The organism is Paraburkholderia sp. BCC1885 (genome assembly GCF_900996235.1).
Classification (GTDB): domain Bacteria; phylum Pseudomonadota; class Gammaproteobacteria; order Burkholderiales; family Burkholderiaceae; genus Paraburkholderia.
The window spans coordinates 106,686-124,781 of sequence record NZ_CAAJGM010000022.1 but is presented as its reverse complement, the minus strand read 5'-3'; the positions used below and the strand labels follow the sequence as shown (position 1 = coordinate 124,781).

At 64.5% G+C, this 18,096-nt stretch carries 13 protein-coding genes and 1 pseudogene; 8 read left to right on the top strand and 6 right to left on the bottom strand.

The window, feature by feature from the left end:
- The first annotated feature begins 11 nt into the window (after positions 1–11).
- The gene (locus FQ755_RS01850; RefSeq protein ID WP_144150409.1) at positions 12–884 is read left to right on the top strand and encodes an alpha/beta fold hydrolase; all 873 of its coding nucleotides are present in this window, start codon (positions 12–14) and stop codon (positions 882–884) included.
- Between the two features lie 68 nt (positions 885–952).
- Here the strand turns inward: FQ755_RS01850 and FQ755_RS01845 are convergent, their stop codons facing one another.
- Both FQ755_RS01845 and FQ755_RS01840 read right to left on the bottom strand, forming a co-directional pair.
- Entirely contained in the window at positions 953–1,408 is a 456-nt protein-coding gene (locus FQ755_RS01845) for a GNAT family N-acetyltransferase (RefSeq protein WP_260858252.1), read from the bottom strand.
- Between the two features lie 354 nt (positions 1,409–1,762).
- Positions 1,763–2,654 (bottom strand): annotated as a pseudogene (locus tag FQ755_RS01840) (LysR family transcriptional regulator); the annotation flags it as partial.
- Between the two features lie 407 nt (positions 2,655–3,061).
- Here FQ755_RS01840 and FQ755_RS01835 point away from each other — a divergent pair.
- Positions 3,062–3,274 carry a hypothetical protein gene (locus FQ755_RS01835; RefSeq protein WP_144150407.1) on the top strand — a complete coding sequence of 71 codons (213 nt, stop codon included), beginning with the start codon at positions 3,062–3,064 and terminating at the stop codon, positions 3,272–3,274.
- A 69-nt stretch (positions 3,275–3,343) separates the two neighbouring features.
- On the opposite strand, the gene FQ755_RS01830 is transcribed toward FQ755_RS01835, so the two are convergent.
- Positions 3,344–3,967: a TetR/AcrR family transcriptional regulator gene (locus FQ755_RS01830; protein ID WP_144150405.1), complete on the bottom strand. Its 624-nt coding sequence runs from the start codon at positions 3,965–3,967 to the stop codon at positions 3,344–3,346.
- A gap of 214 nt (positions 3,968–4,181) precedes the next feature.
- Here FQ755_RS01830 and FQ755_RS01825 point away from each other — a divergent pair, with 214 nt between their 5' ends.
- Genes FQ755_RS01825 through FQ755_RS01815 form a run of 3 tightly spaced genes read left to right on the top strand, consistent with a single transcriptional unit; the run spans position 4,182 to position 9,975 of the window.
- Positions 4,182–5,327: an efflux RND transporter periplasmic adaptor subunit gene (locus FQ755_RS01825; protein ID WP_144150403.1), complete on the top strand. Its 1,146-nt coding sequence runs from the start codon at positions 4,182–4,184 to the stop codon at positions 5,325–5,327.
- Positions 5,324–8,455, top strand: coding sequence for an efflux RND transporter permease subunit (locus tag FQ755_RS01820; RefSeq protein ID WP_144150401.1), 3,132 nt, complete (start codon positions 5,324–5,326; stop codon positions 8,453–8,455). The genes FQ755_RS01825 and FQ755_RS01820 overlap by 4 nt, the downstream gene beginning before the upstream one ends.
- 2 nt (positions 8,456–8,457) lie before the next feature.
- Positions 8,458–9,975: an efflux transporter outer membrane subunit gene (locus FQ755_RS01815; protein ID WP_144150400.1), complete on the top strand. Its 1,518-nt coding sequence runs from the start codon at positions 8,458–8,460 to the stop codon at positions 9,973–9,975.
- Here the strand turns inward: FQ755_RS01815 and FQ755_RS01810 are convergent.
- Both FQ755_RS01810 and FQ755_RS01805 read right to left on the bottom strand, forming a co-directional pair.
- On the bottom strand, positions 9,938–10,816 hold the full coding sequence (locus FQ755_RS01810) for a lipid A biosynthesis lauroyl acyltransferase (protein WP_144150399.1): 879 nt from the start codon (positions 10,814–10,816) through the stop codon (positions 9,938–9,940). The two genes, FQ755_RS01815 and FQ755_RS01810, sit on opposite strands and share 38 nt — an antisense overlap.
- 332 nt (positions 10,817–11,148) lie before the next feature.
- Positions 11,149–13,629 carry a penicillin-binding protein 1A gene (locus FQ755_RS01805; RefSeq protein WP_144150398.1) on the bottom strand — a complete coding sequence of 827 codons (2,481 nt, stop codon included), beginning with the start codon at positions 13,627–13,629 and terminating at the stop codon, positions 11,149–11,151.
- A 438-nt stretch (positions 13,630–14,067) separates the two neighbouring features.
- On the opposite strand from FQ755_RS01805, the gene FQ755_RS37090 reads away from it, so the two are divergent.
- From FQ755_RS37090 to FQ755_RS01785, 3 genes are all read left to right on the top strand, one after another.
- Positions 14,068–14,682 (top strand): plasmid mobilization protein, encoded by a 615-nt coding sequence (locus FQ755_RS37090; protein WP_186308392.1) that lies wholly within the window; start codon positions 14,068–14,070, stop codon positions 14,680–14,682.
- A gap of 462 nt (positions 14,683–15,144) precedes the next feature.
- Entirely contained in the window at positions 15,145–15,825 is a 681-nt protein-coding gene (locus FQ755_RS01790) for a PspA/IM30 family protein (protein ID WP_144150396.1), read from the top strand.
- Between the two features lie 117 nt (positions 15,826–15,942).
- The gene (locus FQ755_RS01785) at positions 15,943–17,112 is read left to right on the top strand and encodes a tetratricopeptide repeat protein (RefSeq protein ID WP_144150395.1); all 1,170 of its coding nucleotides are present in this window, start codon (positions 15,943–15,945) and stop codon (positions 17,110–17,112) included.
- A gap of 175 nt (positions 17,113–17,287) precedes the next feature.
- On the opposite strand, the gene FQ755_RS01780 is transcribed toward FQ755_RS01785, so the two are convergent.
- Complete coding sequence (locus FQ755_RS01780; RefSeq protein ID WP_144150394.1) at positions 17,288–17,941, bottom strand: TetR family transcriptional regulator; 654 nt, start codon at positions 17,939–17,941, stop codon at positions 17,288–17,290.
- Positions 17,942–18,096 lie beyond the last annotated feature (155 nt).

Genomic DNA, 18,096 nt, shown 5'->3' with positions numbered 1-18,096 from the left:
GGAGAGAAATCATGACTGCTGTTGCTTACCGCCATGCCGACGTCGACGGCTTTAAGGTGTTTTATCGCGAAGCCGGCCGCCCGGGCGCCCCGAAGCTGCTGCTTCTGCACGGCTTTCCCAGTTCCAGCCATATGTTCCGCGACCTGATTCCGCAGCTCGCGAGCCAATTCCATATCGTCGCGCCGGATCTGCCGGGCTTTGGCCAGTCCGATCTGCCGAGCCGCGAAACCTTTGCCTACACGTTCGACAATATCGCCAGGGTGATCGAGCGCTTTACCGAAGTGATCGGCTTCGACCGCTTTGCGGTCTACGTCTTCGATTACGGCGCGCCGACCGGTTTCCGGCTGGCAGTCAGCCATCCCGAGCGAATCACGGCGATCATTTCGCAGAACGGCAATGCCTATGAAGAAGGTTTGAGCGACGGCTGGAATCCGATTCGCGCCTATTGGCAGGACGCCTCGCCCGCCAACCGCGAGGCGCTACGGGCGCTGCTCACGCATGAAACGACGGTCTGGCAATACACGCATGGCGTGCCCGACGCGAGCGCGGTTTCGCCGGATGGTTATTCGCTCGACGACTTCTATATGAGCCGGCCCGGCGCGCACGAGGTGCAACTGGACCTGTTCCGCGACTACCGCAACAACGTGGCGCTGTACCCGAAATTCCAGGCGTACTTCCGTACCCATCAGCCACGCCTGCTTGCGGTGTGGGGCAAACATGATCCGTTCTTTTTGCCGCCCGGCGCCGAGGCGTTCAAGCGCGATATCCCGCATGCCGAGGTGCGCTTCTTCGATACGGGCCATTTCGCGCTGGAAACCCATGCCACGGAAATTGCAGCGGTGATTGCGGAGTTTCTTGGCCGCTCAGAGGGTGCGACGGCCTGACCCAATGCGGCCGTTGGACGGACCACGCAGATCGCGTGGACCCCGCGCGAAAAATAAAGCTGGCGGCTTCAGGCAACGGTAACCGGCACGCGCGGTTCACGGCTGTAGTAGATGTCCCACTCGCTCTCGTGAGTTTTGACGAAGCCGTGCCGCTGGTAGAAGCGATTGGAGCCGCTGCCGCGTAGTGCGCCGAGCCTGACTGGCAGCGCGCGTGTGTCGGCGTCGCTCAGAATCGTGTCGAGCACGGCCGCGCCCACGCCCTTTCCCTGATGCAGCGGCACGATGTAGAAATGGTCGAGCAGCAGATGATCCGGCTCGGGTCTGATCAGCACGAAGCCGGCTTTGATAGCGTCGACGAGGATGTAGCGGCAATAGCGGGCGTCGAACGAGGCGAGAAACCGCTCGCGGGCGCGAATCGGATCGAAACGGCCGAGGTGTTCCAGACTCTCGCGCATCGCCTCGATACGGATTTGCACCAGCGTTTCGACGTCGTCGGGGGTGGTGTCGGCAAAGCTCAGGTTCAATGCGTCATGCTCCCCGAATGGCGTGTGCGGGCTGAGCCGCGGATAGCGGGACGCGTTTCGCACGCATCCCGGCAATCCGTCAGTATCGCCCGCTTGTTGTCACACGCTCAAGGGTATCGCGTGCCGGTTCGTCCGATCAAACCGGCGAGACCTGCTGCGCCTCGCTCATGCGGGTCGACCGGGAGGGCTTGCGCGAAGCCGTGGCCGCTTTGCCGCGCGGTGCGGCGGCTTCGTCTTCCTGATCGTCGAAGTCCAGCGTTTGCGCCTCGCCATCCACCAAGGCGCGCTTCACCTGCGCGGCGCGCGACGCGATCTCCTGCGGATGAACCGATTCGCCCGGCAGATTGTTCGACATCTTGCTGAAGTGCTCGACCAGGTGGTCGATAAAAGTGCGCACCTTGGCCGGCAAATGATGACGGCTCGGGTAAGCAATCGTCACCTCGACCTGCGGCAGGCGATAACCGCCCAGGAGACGCACCAAACGACCCTGTTCGAGATCGCGGCCAATCAGGTAACTCGGCAGGATGGCGATGCCCATGCCGAGCAGCGCGAACTGGCGCAGCATTTCCGTATTGTTGGCGACAATTGCATTGGTCGGCCGCACGCGCACTTCGCCGCTGCCGTCCGCGTTGCTGAACACGCGCTCGTCGCCGCCATATTCGGATGGCAACGAGAGGCTCGGATGATCCTGCAACTGTTCCGGACGGGTCGGCGCGCCATGCTTTTGCAGATAGGCGGGCGTCGCGCACACCGTCATATGGCCGGTGGTCAGGCGCCGCGTGACGATGCTGGCGCTACGCATCTGCCGCGCGATCAGCACACCGACGTCGAAACCTTCTTCGACCAGGTCGACATGGCGATCCACCAGCGTGACATCGGGAATGACGTTCGGATAGCGCTCGGCATAGGACTGCAGCACCGGCGCAAAGTTGTGCAGACCGAACACGACGGGCGCCACGATGCGCAGCGTCCCGACCGGTTCGTGATTGCGCGCCACCACCATCTGCTCGACGCCTTCGAGGTCGTCGAGGATCGGCCGCACACGTTCCAGATAGACCCGGCCCGATTCCGTCAGCGACTGGCTGCGGGTGGTCCGGTTGAGCAACCGCGTACCGAGGCGCTCTTCGAGATCGGCGACATGGCGGGTCACGACGGCGGTGGAAATACCCATCGTGCTGGCAGTACGGGCGAAGCTGCCGAGTTCGGCCACTTTGACGAAAACGCGCATCGACTGCAAATGATTCATGAGGCCACTCCTGCCGCTATTAAAGCCAAGCCAACGAACGCCGACGCGGCGTACAGACGGGGCGTCGACGACTACGCAAGCCGATGACTACAAGCAAGTGACATCGCACCTCGACGATGGACCGGGCGTGAGACCGCGCCGCGAGTCGCTCGTACCAAGGCTTGCCCAACGGGTTCGATTGTATCGATCACTCATGGCCCAACCCTGACCTGAAGATGGCAAAACGGTCAGCTTGGGTCTAACGGGAAATTAAGCGGAGATGCGCGCCGTTCGACGCGCGAAGGCGGCATGGCGGATTGTTCGGGAAGAATTAAAAATGTACCCCATACAGACGGGATTGGCCGCCCAGACCACTAGGTAAAAACCCTAATATGAGGTATGATTGAGGGCGAAAGGAAGATATCGCCATGCCACATCGTTTTCAGATTTTCGAAAAAATCGCGTTTTCACTGGTCGTGTTGTCCGCAGTTGCCTGCTCCGCCTTCATCGCCTACGAAACCAGCCCCGACGTCCGCCAGGTGCTCAGCGCCGGCAAGACCGCCCTGCAATGGAGCGGCGAGTATTCGTTTGTCTGCGCGTCGCCCGTTACTGACGCCTGCGCGAATCTGCCGGTGGATTAACCGTTCATCAGACGATACCCGTCTGATTCGTGCCGGCCGCCCGCAGTGCGCCGGCCCGGTTGCCCGTTCTCACGCCGCCACGTCGCGCCCGAACACCACGCGCGTGAAGAACCCTGCCAGCACGGCCTCCGCGGTATCGCCCGAGACATTTTGCGGGTCGACCGTGTAGAAATACTGCACGCCGTCGCACAATCCCATCAGCCCCAGCGCCAGCGTTTCGGCCGGCAGCGGCAACGGCGTGCCCGCGCGCGCTGAAAACTCGCGAATATATTCGCTCAGCTGCTGCAGCTTTTCGTGCATGAAGGCATTGAATTTCAGCCGGAAACGCCCGTCGCGCGCGGCCAGCAGCTTCGCCTCCGCCCACAGCAGGAAGCACTTGTTGTTGCGGTGCATATTGCTGTAGTACGCCAGCACGCGCGCTTCCATGGATTCGCGCGTCGCCCCCTCCTCGAAGATGCTATCCAGCGCGGCCCGCATCTCTTCATGGTCGCGCCGGAGCAATTCCAGAAACAGCTCCGGTTTGCTGCGGAAGTTCGAATAGAACGCCCCGCGCGTGTACCCCGCCGCCTCCGCGATGTCTTCGACACTCGCGGCGACGAACCCTTTCTTCATAAAAATAGCTTGCGCAGCATCGAGCAGGCGCTGACGCGTCTGGTCTTTGCTCTGCTCGCGTGTGAGTCGTTGGCGTTTCATTCGCGCAAGTTTACCACCGGAAAGAATTCAAATACGACTATACACTCAGATACAGGTGTGTATTAGAATGCAGTCCATCATTTGAAGCAACGGTGTCTTGCACGCATCGTTTCAAACGTGCCCTCGCCGGTCTGCCGCATGGCTCGCCGTGTTCGTTCGCTGTCTCCTGATTGGGGTAATTGTGAATCGTCCCAGTTGTAGCGCATCGCCCGTGATGCGCGCGCCCGCTCATCCGCACGCCCATTCCGCCTCCGCACGCCGCGCGGCCTTCGCTCTCGCGCTGGCCGGCCTTGTCATGCTGGGTGCATGTCATCAACAGCAGGCGGCGGCGCCCGCGCCGCGTCCGGTGGTGGTCGCCGCCGCGCATGCCGACGGCGGCGTGCTGTCGGCATCGCTGCCCGGCGAAGTACAGGCGCGCTATTCGACGCCGCTGTCGTTCCGGATTGCCGGCAAGATCATCGAGCGGCGCGTGCGCCTCGGCGATACCGTCAAGACCGGCGAAGTCGTGGCCCGCCTCGATCCGGCCGACGCGCAGAAGAGCGCCGCCAGCGCGCAGGCGCAACTCGACGCCGCGCAGCACAGCCTCGTATATGCGAAACAGCAACTGGATCGCGACGAGGCGCAGGCGCGCGAGAACCTGATCTCGGCCGCCCAGCTCGAACAGACCACCAACGCCTACGCCTCGGCGCTGGCGCAGCGCGATCAGGCCGCCCAGCAAGCCGCGCTGCAGAAGAACCAGTTGCAATACACCGATCTGCTCGCGGATCACGCCGGCGTGATCACCGCCGAACAGGCACAGACCGGGCAAAACGTCTCGGCCGGCACCGCCGTCTATAACCTCGCGTGGAGCGGCGACGTGGACGTGGTGGTCGACGTGCCGGAAAGCACGCTCGCCGCCCTCGCCGTGGAACAGACCGCCAAGGTCACCATGACGGCGCTGCCCGGCCGCACGTTCAACGCGCGGGTGCGCGAACTCTCGCCCGCCGCCGATCCGCAAAGCCGCACCTATCGCGCCAACCTTACGCTGCTCGAGCCGGGTCCGGATGTCCGCCTCGGCATGACCGCGGACGTCTCGCTAAGCGGTGGCAACACCTCGGCGCAGCCCGCCGCGTCGTTCACGCTGCCGGCCACCGCGCTGTTCCACGACGACACCTATCCCGCCGTCTGGGTCGTGCACGACGGCGACGACGTGCTGCAACTGCGCCGCGTGCAGGTCACGCGTTACGACGAACGCACCGTCGCGATTGCCGGCGGCCTGAAGGACGGCGAGCGCGTGGTGCTGCAAGGCGTGCACACCGTGTCGGCCGGCGAAAAAGTGCGCCCGATCGCGCCTCTGCATCCCGAGGACTTCGCTTCATGAGCACTCCACATGAACACGAAGAGGGACGCTTCAACCTGTCCGCGTGGGCGCTGCGTCATCAGGCGCTGGTCGTCTTCCTGATCGCGCTGGCCACCGCTTTCGGGATCCTCGCCTATACGAAGCTCGCGCAATCGGAAGACCCGCCGTTCACGTTCCGCGTGATGGTGATCCAGACCTTCTGGCCCGGCGCCACCGCGCGCCAGGTGCAGGAACAGGTCACCGACCGCATTGGCCGCAAGCTGCAGGAAACGCCGTATATCGACTTCGTGCGCAGCTATTCGCGGCCCGGCGAATCGCTGATGTTCTTCTCGATGAAGGACGCCGCGCCCGTCAAGGACGTACCGGAAACCTGGTACCAGGTGCGCAAGAAAGTCGGCGACATCGCCGCCACCTTGCCGCAAGGCATTCAGGGGCCGTTCTTCAACGACGAGTTCGGCGACGTCTACACCAACATTTACACACTCGAAGGCGACGGCTTTTCCGCCGCGCAACTGCACGACTACGCGGACGAACTGCGCACGGTCCTGCTGCGCGTGCCGGGCGTGGCCAAGGTCGATTACTTTGGCGACCCTAACCAGCACATCTATGTCGAGATCGCCAATACGCAGTTGACGCGCCTGAACGTGTCGCCGCAGCAGATCGCGCAAGCCATCAATTCGCAGAACGACGTATCGCCGGCCGGCACGTTGACCACCCTGGACGACCGCGTGTTCGTGCGTCCCAGCGGCCAGTTCAAGGACGTCAATGCACTCGCCGACACGCTGATCCGCATCAACAACCGCTCGTTTCGCCTCGGCGACATCGCCACCATCAAGCGCGGCTACGACGATCCCATTGCCACGCAGATGCGTTATGGCGGCAAGGCCGTGCTTGGCATCGGCGTGACCATGCAGCCGGGCGGCGACGTGATCCAGCTCGGCAAGGCGCTCGACAAACAGTCGGCGGTGCTGCGCTCGTATCTGCCGGCCGGTCTCAAGCTCGTGCAGGTGTCGAGCATGCCGGACGCGGTCGCCGGGTCGGTGGACGACTTCCTCGAAGCCGTGGCCGAAGCGATTGCCATTGTTCTGGTGGTGAGCCTCGTCTCGCTGGGCGTGCGTACCGGCATGGTGGTCGTGATCTCCATTCCGATCGTGCTCGCCGTCACCGCGCTGTGCATGTATCTGTTCGACATCGGCTTGCACAAGGTCTCGCTCGGCACACTCGTGCTCGCGCTCGGCCTGCTGGTGGACGACGCGATCATCGCTGTCGAGATGATGTCGGTGAAGCTCGAACAGGGCTGGAGCCGCGCGCGCTCGGCCGCGTTCGCCTACACCAGCACCGCGTTCCCGATGCTGACCGGCACGCTTGTCACCGTCTCCGGCTTTCTGCCGATCGCATTGGCAAAATCAAGTACCGGCGAATACACGCGCTCCATCTTCGAGGTCTCGGCGATCGCGCTGATCGCCTCGTGGCTCGCGGCCGTCGTACTGATTCCGCTGCTCGGCTATCACCTGCTGCCGGAGCGCAAGCGCCAGGAACATGAAGCGCACGACTACGAGCACGACATCTACGACACGCGCTTCTACTCGCGCCTGCGCGGCTGGATTGCGTGGTGCATCGAGCGGCGTTTCGTGGTCCTGACGATTACCGTGGTGCTGTTCGTGGTGGCGCTGCTAGGCTTCACGCTGGTGCCGCAGCAGTTCTTCCCGAGTTCGGACCGCCCCGAACTGCTGGTCGACGTGCGGCTGCCGGAGGGCGCCTCGTTTAGCGCCACCCTGCGCGAAGTGCAGCGGCTCGAAAAGGTGCTGGTGGGCCGCCCCGAGATCGACCACACGGTGGACTTCGTGGGCCAGGGCGCGCCGCGCTTTTATCTGCCGCTCGACCAGCAATTGCAGCAGCCGAACTTCGCCCAGTTCGTGATCACCGCGAAGTCGGTCAAGGAACGTGAGAAGCTCGCGCAATGGCTCGAACCGGAATTGCGCAATCAGTTCCCGGCGATCCGCACACGCCTGTCGCGCCTCGAAAACGGGCCGCCGGTCGGCTATCCGGTGCAGTTCCGCGTGAGCGGCGACGACATCGCCACGGTCCGCTCCATCGCCGAGCGCGTCGCCGCGACCATGCGCGCCGACCATCGCACGACCAACGTCCAGTTCGACTGGGACGAGCCGGCCGAACGCTCGGTGCGCTTCGAGATCGACCAGCAGAAAGCGCGTGAACTAGGCGTCTCGTCGGACGACGTCTCGAGCTTCCTCGCCATGACGCTGTCCGGCTACACGGTCACGCAATACCGGGAACGCGACAAGCTGATCAGCGTCGACCTGCGCGCGCCGAAGACGGAGCGCGTCGATCCCGCGCAACTGCTCACGCTCGCCATGCCCACGCCGAACGGTCCGGTGCCGCTCGGCTCGCTCGGCCACATGCGCTACGACCTCGAATACGGGGTGATCTGGGAGCGCGACCGTCAGCCGACCATCACGGTGCAATCGGACGTGACCGGCAACGCCCAGGGCATCGACGTCACGCACGGCATCGACCAGGCGCTGGCGCAGATCCGCGAGACGCTGCCGGTGGGCTATCGCATCGAAATCGGCGGCTCGGTGGAGGAAAGCGGCAAGGGGCAGACGTCGATCAACGCGCAGATGCCGATCATGATCATCGCCGTGCTGGTGCTGCTGATGATCCAGTTGCAGAGTTTCGCGCGTGTGCTGATGGTGGTGCTCACCGCCCCGCTCGGCCTGATCGGCGTGGTGGCGACGCTCCTGCTGTTCGGCCAGCCGTTCGGCTTCGTGGCGATGCTCGGCGTGATCGCCATGTTCGGCATCATCATGCGCAACTCGGTGATTCTGGTCGATCAGATCGAGCAGGACATCGCCGCCGGACACAAGCGCTTCGATGCTATCGTCGGCGCCACGGTGCGGCGTTTTCGGCCGATCACGCTGACCGCCGCCGCCGCCGTGCTGGCGCTGATTCCGCTGCTGCGTTCGAACTTCTTCGGACCGATGGCCACCGCGCTGATGGGCGGCATTACCAGCGCCACGGTGCTCACGCTGTTCTATCTGCCCGCGCTCTACGCGGCTTCGTTCAGGGTGCGCGGCGACGAACGCGAGCCGCCGCCGGCGGCGACGCCAGCATCGCATTCGGGAAATTGATCATGGCTACTTCTGTTTTCAAACGTGCCGGGAAGGCCCGCACCGCGCTCGTGGTGAGCGGCGGCGCCCTCGCGCTCGCGGCCTGCTCGTTCGGCCCGAACGGCAATCCGCCGGCCGTGCCGCCGCCGGCCCACTACGGCGCCGCACCGCAGCCCACCGAAACCGTCCCCGCGCAAGGCGTCACACAGCAGTTCGTGGTCGGCGCCAAGCCGGTGCCGAGCTGGTGGCGCCTGTATCAATCGGACGACCTGAACGCCCTGGTCGACGAAGGTCTGCGCAATAGTCCGACCCTCGCCGCGACCGACAAGAGCCTCACCGCCGCGCGCGAGCAATTGCGTGGCCAGATCGGCAGTTCGATGCTGCCCACCATCGACGCCCAGGCGCAGGCCGCCCGGCAGCGCGCGCTGGCGATTCCGGAGATCGGGCCGAACACGTTCCTGTACAACGACTTTGTCGGCCAGTTGCAGGCACATTACACGATCGATCTGTTCGGCGCCTCGCGGCTCGCCAATGTCGCGCTCGCCTCGCGCGTGAACGTGCAGGTGTTTCAACTGGAGTCGGCACGGCGCGCGTTGGCGGCCAACATCGTCACGGGTGCGATCACGGCTGCCGCGCTGCATGCGCAGATCGACACCACCGAACGGCTCGTCGAACTGGCCAACGACGACGCCCGCGACGCGGCGCGCCGCTACGCACTCGGCGCGATCTCACATGCGGATCTGCTGAATGCGCAACAAAGCGCGGCGTCGTTGTCGGCGGGTCTGCCGGGTCTTAAGCAGCAATGGACGACCACCCGTCACGCGCTCGCGGTGCTGATCGGACGCACGCCTGACGCCGCGCCGCCCGATCTCGATCTCGCGCAACTGCATGTGCCCGAACAGGTGCCGGTAGTGGTGCCGTCGGACCTGCTGCATGCGCGTCCGGATGTGCAAGCCTCGGAGGCGGCGCTGAAGGCGGCCGCCGCCGATGTCGGCGTAGCGACGGCGCAGATGTATCCGAGCCTGTCGCTGACGGCGTCGATGGGACAAGGCGGTTTTAGCTGGCCGGCGGCGCTCTCCGGCGCGGGGGCGATCTGGGCCGTCGCGGGTTCGCTCTCGCAACCGATCTTCCACGGCGGCGCGCTGTTCGCGCAACGCCGCGCGGCGCTGGCGACCTACGACGCCGCCACTGATCAGTACAAGCAGACGGTGCTGACGGCATTCCAGAATGTGGCGGACACGCTGGCCGCGCTCGAACATGACGCCCAGGCGCTCGATGCCGCCAACCTCGCCGCGCGTGCGGCGCAAGGCATTTCAGACGAAACCGCGGCGCGCTACCGGCTGGGCGCCGTGCCGGTGTCGGCGGCGCGATCGAGCGAGCAGCAGTTCCGCAACGCGAGGCTCGACGAGATCCGCTACACAGGCGCGCGGCTAACCGATACGGCCGCGCTGTTTCAGGCGATGGGAACGCCGCCGGTCGATGCAACGGCGGCCGCCACGTCCGTCAATACACCGCCGGCTCCCCCACCGGCCGGTGCTTGAAGCGCTTGTGCACCCAGTAGTATTGCGCCGGAATCCGCCGCACCTGGGACTCCAGGAATTCGGTGATCCGGCGCGCATCGACCGTGGTATCGGCCGACGGAAAATTGCTTAGTTCTTCGAAGATTGTCAGCTTGTAGCCGCGGTAATCCGGCAGCACCTCGGTGACGAACGGCACCACCCGCGCATTGCCCGCCTTGGCGAGACGCGACACGGATGTCAGCGTGCAGGCCGGCACCCCGAAGAACGGCACGAATACCGAATCGCGCAAGCCGAAGTCCATGTCCGCCGCCAGCATCACCGGCTTGCCGTCGCGCAGCACGCGCAAGGCGCGGCGCACGCTGTCGCTGCGCGGAATCATCTCGGTGCCGAAACGGCCGCGCTGACGCTTGGCCATCTCGTCGAACATCGCGTTCGACATCGGCGTGTACAGCGACGCGACCGGATGGCGCGTCGAATACATCATGCAGCCGGCCTCGATCCCCACGAAGTGAAAGCCGACGAAGATCGTCGGCCGCGAGTGGGCTTCGGCGAGGTCGATGGCGCTCTCCACTTCCACTAGCCGTGAAATGTCCCGCGCATTGCCGAACCACTGCGTGCCACGCTCGACGTAGCTGCGAATCACATGACCGAAATGCGCGCGCGCGAGGGTTTCGCGTTCCGCGGCGCTCATATCGGGGAAACACAGTTTCAGATTGGTATGCACGACGCGTCGCCGCGTGCTGGGAATGCGGTACAACAAGGCGCCGATGCCGATGCCAAGGCGCGCCACCACGCCGTAAGGCAGCCACGCGAACGCGCGCAGCAGTCCTGTCATCAGGACCAGAAGTATTCTGCTTTTCAAAAGAAGATCCCGGTTGAGAGGGGGTGCTGCAAACACTTCGTCCCAGGCCAGCCTGAGCTGCGGGTGAAGTGACACGCGTGCGCGTCGAGACCGGGGGTAGCGCGCTTCGCCGGGGTGAGAAAGCGGAAGTTCTCGCCTTGTCGCGAGAGGTTAAATGGTGAATTAGGCTCGAATAGTAAACCGGATTGGGGGCGCCCGGCGCACTGTCAGGTAGGAATTACATTACAAAATGTTGGATTGGGGTCAGCTTGACGGTAAATGTGTACCGGCGGCCTTTTTGTGAGACGACGTGTCCGGGCGGCTTAAATACGACCCGGACACGCCACACCGCATTACGGCTTGGTCGTCTCGAACATATTCATGATCTGCTGCTTCTCGTTCGACGACACGTCCGGCGGCGTCATTCCGGCGGGGCCCACGCCGCCCACGGCATCGCTGGCGCCAGCGAGCGGATTGGCGGAATCGAGACCGATGCTGGCGACGAAGCCGTTGCCCGGCGTCATATCCGTGTAGAACATCTCGCCATCGACGCTGGTGACCGTATCGGGCTGGGCCGGCTCGGCTTGCGGCACGCCGCGCAACGCCTTACCCATATAGTCCACCCAGATCGGCAGCGCGAGTTGCGCGCCGAATTCGCGACTACCAAGGCTCTTTGGCTGGTCGTAACCCATCCATGCCACCGCCACCAGCGACTGCTGGTAACCGGCGAACCAGCCGTCCTTGGCGTCGTTGGTGGTACCGGTCTTGCCCTGCAGGTCCGAACGCTTCAGCACGTTGGTACCCGCGCCGGTGCCCGCGGTCGCCACCGAGTGCAGCAGGCTGTTCATGATGTAGGCGTTACGTGGATCGATAGTGCGCGGCGCATCGCGGCCCGCCGTCAACGGCTGTGCCTTCGAAATCGCCTCGCCGCGCGCGTCGGTCACTTCGGCGATCAGGTACGGATTGATCCGGTAGCCGCCGTTCGCAAACACGGAGTACGCACCCGCCGACTGCAGCGGCGTGACGAGCCCCGCGCCGAGCGCCATCGGCAGATACGGCGGCGTCTTGTCGGCATCGAAACCGAAACGCTGCGTCACGAAGTCCTGCGCGTACTTCGTGCCGATGAACGACAGAATGCGAATCGACACGAGGTTCTTCGATTTCTCCAGGGCCACGCGCATCGGCATCGGACCGTCCGGCTGGTCGTCGTCCTTCGGCTCCCACGGGTCGCCGCCCGGCGAGCTCGGCGGGAAATACAGCGGCGCGTCGTTGATGATCGTCGCCGGTCCAAGACCCTTGTCGAGCGCCGCCGAATAAATGAACGGCTTGAAGCTCGAACCCGGCTGACGCCATGCCTGGGTGATGTGGTTGAACTTGTTCTTGTTGAAGTCGAAGCCGCCGATCAGCGCGCGAATCGCGCCGTCCTGCGGCGTGAGCGACACCAGCGCGCCTTCCACCTGCGGCAATTGCGTGATCTGCCAGTTGCCCTTGTCGTCCGCGACGAGGCGCACGATCGAGCCCGGCTTGATACGCTGCGCCGCCGTGGCGCGCGCGCTCAAGGCGTTGGCGACGAACTTCAGGCCGTCGCCATTGATCGTGGCTTCGGTGCCGTCGAGGAACTGCGCGTGCACTTCCTTCGGGCTCGCCGCCGTGACCACGGCCGCGACGATCTCGCCATTGTCCGGGTGATCGGTCAAGGCGTCGTCGATGGCCTGGTCGCGGTCGTCGCCGGGCGGCGGCAACTCGACATTGCCTTCCGGACCGCGATAGCCGTGGCGGCGCTCGTAGTCCATCACGCCCTTGCGCACGGCGTGATACGCCGCGTCCTGATCCGCGGAGTCGATCGTGGTGATCACGTTCAGACCGCGCGTGTAGGTCTCGTCCTTGTACTGCGCGTACATCATCTGACGGACCATTTCCGCCACGTACTCGGCGTGCACGCTGTATTCGTTGCCGGGGTTCTTGGTGTGGATCTCTTCCTTGACCGCCGCGTCGTACTGGTCCTGGGTGATGTACTTCAGATCGAGCATGCGCTTGAGAATATATTCCTGACGGATCTTCGCGCGCTTCGGATTGACCACCGGGTTATACGCCGACGGCGCTTTCGGCAAGCCGGCCAGCATCGCGCATTCGGCGAGCGACAGATCCTTCAGATCCTTGCCGAAATACACGCGCGCCGCCGCCGAAAAACCGTAGGCGCGCTCGCCCAGATAAATCTGGTTCATGTACAGCTCGAGAATCTGGTCTTTCGTCAGCGCCCGCTCGATCTTGTAAGCCAGCAGCATTTCGTAGATCTTGCGCGTATAGGTCTTCTCGCTCGACAGGAAGAAGTTGCGCGCCACCTGCATGGTGATCGTGCTCGCGCCCTGCGACGCGCCGCCGTGCAACAGGTCGGCCGAACCGGCCCGCAGGATGCCGACGAAGTCGACCCCGCCGTGTTCGTAGAAGCGGTAGTCCTCGATGGCGAGCACCGCCTTCTTCATCTGGTCCGGAATATCCTCGAAGCGCACGAGCGTGCGGCGCTCTTCGCCGAATTCGCCGATCAGCACGTGGTCGGCGGTGTAGACGCGCAACGGCACCTTCGGCTGATAGTTGGTCAGCGCGTCGAGCGACGGCAGTTGCGGCCCCATCACGACCAGCGCGTAACCGAGAATCAGCGCGCTGACGACTACCAGCGTCGCCAGCAGGCCGACGAACGTCAGCGCGATGCGCGCGCCGAGCGAACGGCGGCGCGGTTCGTCCGAAGCGTCGTTGCGTCCTGAGAAGCGGTGGTAGGGATCCCGGTCTTCACCACCCGGAGAATTTGAGGATTGCGGTCGTTTGATGATTGGCATGACTCGAATAGTTGGCGCATAACTCCACGCCTCTCTGCGGGCGGCAAATACCACCGTGTGACCGGACGCCCCCGGCAAGCCCCACGGCGCGCCCCTGAAGGGCCCGCGCAGACGGGTCCCGGCGCAACGTAACAGCGCATTTTAAAGAAATCGCGCGAGGGCCAAGACGATTTTTTTGTAAGAATTCCTTGGCGACGCCTTTCCCCCGCCCCGCTGCCGCCTTGCGGCGCACGCCGCGGCAGGGGTTATCAACAGAAAACGTTGACAGGCCTGTGGACAAGTGTGCCGGAAACGGCCCAAGCCTTTGATGTCGCGGGATTTTCATGCCGCGCCCGTTTCGCATCGGGGCAACTCGCCTTATGATGGTCTGGTCGCGCGGGGAAAGCGCGGCCGCGCGCAAAATCAGCCGTTCGACGCCAACAAGTACGCGAGCAGACCATGAACAAGCCCAGCGAACGCATCGTCGTATTCGTGACACCCGCCCAGAAGCTCGCAATCGCCGCCAGCGCGGAAACACTCGGCATCAGCGTAAGCGAGTTGATGCGGCGTGCGGTGCTGAGTTTTGGCGCGACCAGCGAACAGGTGAAGGCGGCGAGCATTGTCGACCGCTTGCGCGCGCCGCGCGAGCCGGACGCGCTCAACCAGGCACTGGAACGGGTCGCCCGCGGCAGCCGCGATGCTCGCGCGGCTCAGCCGGCCGCGCTGCAGAAGGCGGCGCCCGCGACCGCCGCGGGCGTGCCGCAGCAGGCGGAGCACGAGACACTGCTGCCCGCCGACGTGCTCGCGGCGCTGGTACGCACGCCGGAAGAAGAACAGGCCGCCGAGGACCAGCGGGCGGTAGCGCGTGTGGCGGCGGCAAAAGCGGCCGCGATCGCGCCGCATGCCGAGCCCGAAGCGCCGCGCGTGGTTGCACCCATCGCACCCATTGCGCCTGTTGCGCCTGTTGCGCCTGCCACACCCGCAGCACCGCGCCGGCGTGTGCGCCTCGACGCCACGCCCGCCGAAGATGACCCGCGCAACGATCCGAGCACGGAAGACGGCCGCTTCGCCTGAGCGCTTCTTCTCGATCTTTGCCATGGACATGTGGCACAGACACATCCAGCGACCAAGGCATTACTTTCGCGCCTGTAAGGTCTCATTCGCACGCGGCGTAGCCGTCGCCGCCGCATCTCCCTTCGACGCATTTTGCGCCGCGCTTTACAAACGTTGAAACTTTCCGCGCGCATCGGCGCCCAATCGACGTTCGATACACGAATACAGCCACACTTTAAGACGGTTTTAAGACATGGCGTGGTGTAATATCCGCGAGCTGCTGAGCCCGCCTGGCTTGCGTCCGACACACAGCCGCCACGCGGCAGACGAACAATTTTCCATGCCCCTATTGCAATTGGCGCGCGAGCCCCGACTTCCGCACCGGTTGCCCGCGCAATACCGCGCACGGCAGCGTAAACTAGTCGTCACAAGTGCTTGAACGCGCCGGGTACTCAGCGCCGATTTCATTCTACGGAGGGTTTCATGTCGCTATTTGATAGCATCTCGCGCACGCTTAAAGGTCTCCTGAACGACGCTGCCGATTCCGTGCAAGATCCGTCGCGCGATTCGCGCCAGATCGTGCGCGAGCTCGACGAAAGCATCGCCAAGGCGGAGAACTCGCTGATCGAGATTCAGGCGCAGGTCGCCACGCAGCAAAGCAAGCGCGACGTTGCCGCCGACAAGGCGAAGAAGTACGAAGACGGCGCAAAGCGCGCGCTGCAATCGGGCGACGAAGCGCTGGCTCGCGAAGCACTCGGTGCGCAGGCTACCGCCGAAGCGGAACGCGATGCGCTGGCGAAAGAGCTCGCTACGCTGGAGCCGTCGGTCGCGCAACTGAAGAGCCAGATCGAGGACATGCGCGGCCGCCGCAACGACCTCAACGCACGCTCGAACATCCTGCAGGCCAAGCAGCAGATCGCCCAGGCCAAGGACGTCGCGGCAACCGCGCTCGGCGGCATCGGCGGGCGCAATCTCTCCGACGACTTCCAGAAGCTCGAAGACAAGGTGGCGTTGTCGAATGCACGCTCCGACGCGCGCCTGAATTCCGCCGACGTGAAAAGCGGCAAGGCGCTCGAAGACAAGCTCGCCGACCTGAATCGCGGCCCGTCGGTCGAGGACCGCCTCGAAGCGCTGAAGAAGCAGTTGAACACGCCGGCGCAGTAAGCCGCCGCGAAGCAGTACACCGGAGGTGACGCAGCGCCGGCAATCCGTGCGGCGCTGCGTGTCACACCGGGGCATCGATTGACATGGAGACGGGCGTCAAGCCGTCCGGTCTGATACATGAAAAAATTTCTCGCAGCCCTGTTCGCTTCGCTGATGCTGGTGTCCGGCGCGGCGTTCGCCGTGCCGACCGCCCAGCAGATCGAATCCGCGATGGCGCAAGGCAACTGGCAACAGGCCGACGCCGGCCTGACCGAGGTGCTGCAGGCGCATCCGAACAACGCGCGCGCGCACTATCTCTACGCTCAGGTGCTGGATCGCGAAGGCCGCTCCGCCGATGCGCTGGCGCAGATCCAGCAGGCCAAGACGCTCGACCCGCAAATCCGCTTCACCGATCCCACGCGCTTCGCGCAAACCGAAGCGCGCATTCGTCGCGACGCGGAACAAGGCGGCGTAACCACGCGCCATGCGGCCAATCCGTTCGCGCAACAGAACAGCGGTTCGGTGCAACAGCAGGCGGCGCTGGCGCCGCCCGTGCCTGAGCGCCACGGACCGTCCATGGGCATGTGGATCGGCATTATCGTGCTGATCGCCGCAATTGCGCTGATACTGCGCTGGACGCTGCGCCGCGCGCGCTCGCAGGACGATTCGCGCGCCGACGACGATCGCCGCGTGCAACTCAAGCGCGCCACCGATCTGCTGAACGCCGTGCGTTCGCTCAAGCTCGATGTGAAGCTGTCCACCGCCGCCGGACACGAAGCGCTGGAGCGCGAAGTCGAAGGCACCGAAGAACAGTTGCGCACGCTGGTCGAGGGGTTGTCGAGCGGCAAGAATCCGGTGCCGCCGTATCAGCTCGACGAACTGGAACAACGTGTCGCGAGTCTGAAGGCGCGCGCCGAGGGCCGCCCCGATCCGTATGCGGCCGCACCGGCCGGCATGGGCGATTCCGCTTACGCACGCGAGGCCGAGCGTTTCGGCAATCCGCCGCAAGCGCCCTACCCGTATCCGCCGCAGCAACCGCCGCAGGTCATCGTGCAACAAGGCGGCGGGTTCGGCAGCGGCATGGGCGGCCTTCTGACCGGCGTGCTGCTCGGCGAAGCACTCAATTCGGGCCGCGAGCGCGAAGTGATCGTTGAGGACGACGAGACGCGCCGTCGCGGCGGCAACAATGACAACAACAGCAACGATGGCGGCGGCCTCGATTTCGGCCAGGGGTCGAACAACTGGGACGACGGCAGCGGCGGTGTCGATACGGGCAGCGACGATTCGGGCGGCTGGAGCGATACCTGACAGGCACGCTGTCCGCCCTGCCGTGTGATGGCAAGCGCGCAAGTGCCGCAAACGGCATCTGCATAAACAGACAGGCCCCGTTCATCGCGGGGCCTGTTTTTTATGCTTTGTTTTTTCATGCTTTGTTTCATGCACGCTTTGCACGAGGCGTGACGCGTGGCGCTTACCTCAATGCTTACGCATTCGCCGCGAGCGACGGCCGGTGCTGCGCGAGCACCGCGGCGCCCGCAAACAGCCTGACAATAAAACGCTCTGCATAGTCGATGAGCGCCTCGCGCCGGGCTGCATCGCCGATGTACTCGTGCGACAGATGAAACAGCTGCAGCACGACCTGCGTGCACACTTCATCCACGGTCGCGCGCGTGAGGGCCGGCATCAGATCGAGTTGCACGACGTCGTCGGCCATCTCCGCCGACACCTCGTTCAGGTTCACGCGCACCGCGTCGCGCAACGCCGGCGAGGTGCCGTGATACTCGGCGAGCGCGCTCAAAAACGCTTCGCGGTTATCCAGTGCAAACGCAAAAAACGCGACGCAGGCGCGACGCGGCACGCTGTGCGGCTCGTCGTGCGCGGCGAGCCAGCGCTCGCGCCGCAGCATCGGCCGCAGACGGCGGCTGACCCATTCGACCGCTTCGCGCGCCAGATCGTCGAGTGTGTCGAAATGCCGGTAAAACGTGTTCGGGTTCAGGCCGGCTTCGCGCGCGAGTTCGCGCAGACCGAGCGTCGCAAAGCTGCGACCGCCCGCCGTCAGGCGCAACGCCGCCTCGATGAGTCGGCGCTTGCCGGGCGCGAGATCGAGATCGAACTCGGAATCAGATGTGGGTTCCATGGATTCAAAAACAAAGCGCGTGCACCGTCTGCACTGTAAACGATCTTGACGCGCGGTGCACAGTTGTCTACTCTGCGCGTTACGAAGTAGACAATTGTAGACACCTCCGGCCCGGCTCGAGCACCCGGCGGGCGTCGCGTCATGGATCAATTCAC

Excerpts from the sequence above, each read along its gene's own strand:
- FQ755_RS01850 (WP_144150409.1), top strand. The coding sequence starts at position 12 with ATGACTGCTGTTGCTTACCGCCATGCCGACGTCGACGGCTTTAAGGTG.
- FQ755_RS01835 (WP_144150407.1), top strand. The coding sequence starts at position 3,062 with ATGCCACATCGTTTTCAGATTTTCGAAAAAATCGCGTTTTCACTGGTC.
- FQ755_RS01830 (WP_144150405.1), bottom strand. The coding sequence starts at position 3,967 with ATGAAACGCCAACGACTCACACGCGAGCAGAGCAAAGACCAGACGCGT.
- FQ755_RS01825 (WP_144150403.1), top strand. The coding sequence starts at position 4,182 with ATGCGCGCGCCCGCTCATCCGCACGCCCATTCCGCCTCCGCACGCCGC.
- FQ755_RS01820 (WP_144150401.1), top strand. The coding sequence starts at position 5,324 with ATGAGCACTCCACATGAACACGAAGAGGGACGCTTCAACCTGTCCGCG.
- FQ755_RS01815 (WP_144150400.1), top strand. The coding sequence starts at position 8,458 with ATGGCTACTTCTGTTTTCAAACGTGCCGGGAAGGCCCGCACCGCGCTC.
- FQ755_RS01805 (WP_144150398.1), bottom strand. The coding sequence starts at position 13,629 with ATGCCAATCATCAAACGACCGCAATCCTCAAATTCTCCGGGTGGTGAA.
- FQ755_RS37090 (WP_186308392.1), top strand. The coding sequence starts at position 14,068 with ATGAACAAGCCCAGCGAACGCATCGTCGTATTCGTGACACCCGCCCAG.
- FQ755_RS01790 (WP_144150396.1), top strand. The coding sequence starts at position 15,145 with ATGTCGCTATTTGATAGCATCTCGCGCACGCTTAAAGGTCTCCTGAAC.
- FQ755_RS01785 (WP_144150395.1), top strand. The coding sequence starts at position 15,943 with ATGAAAAAATTTCTCGCAGCCCTGTTCGCTTCGCTGATGCTGGTGTCC.
- FQ755_RS01780 (WP_144150394.1), bottom strand. The coding sequence starts at position 17,941 with ATGGAACCCACATCTGATTCCGAGTTCGATCTCGATCTCGCGCCCGGC.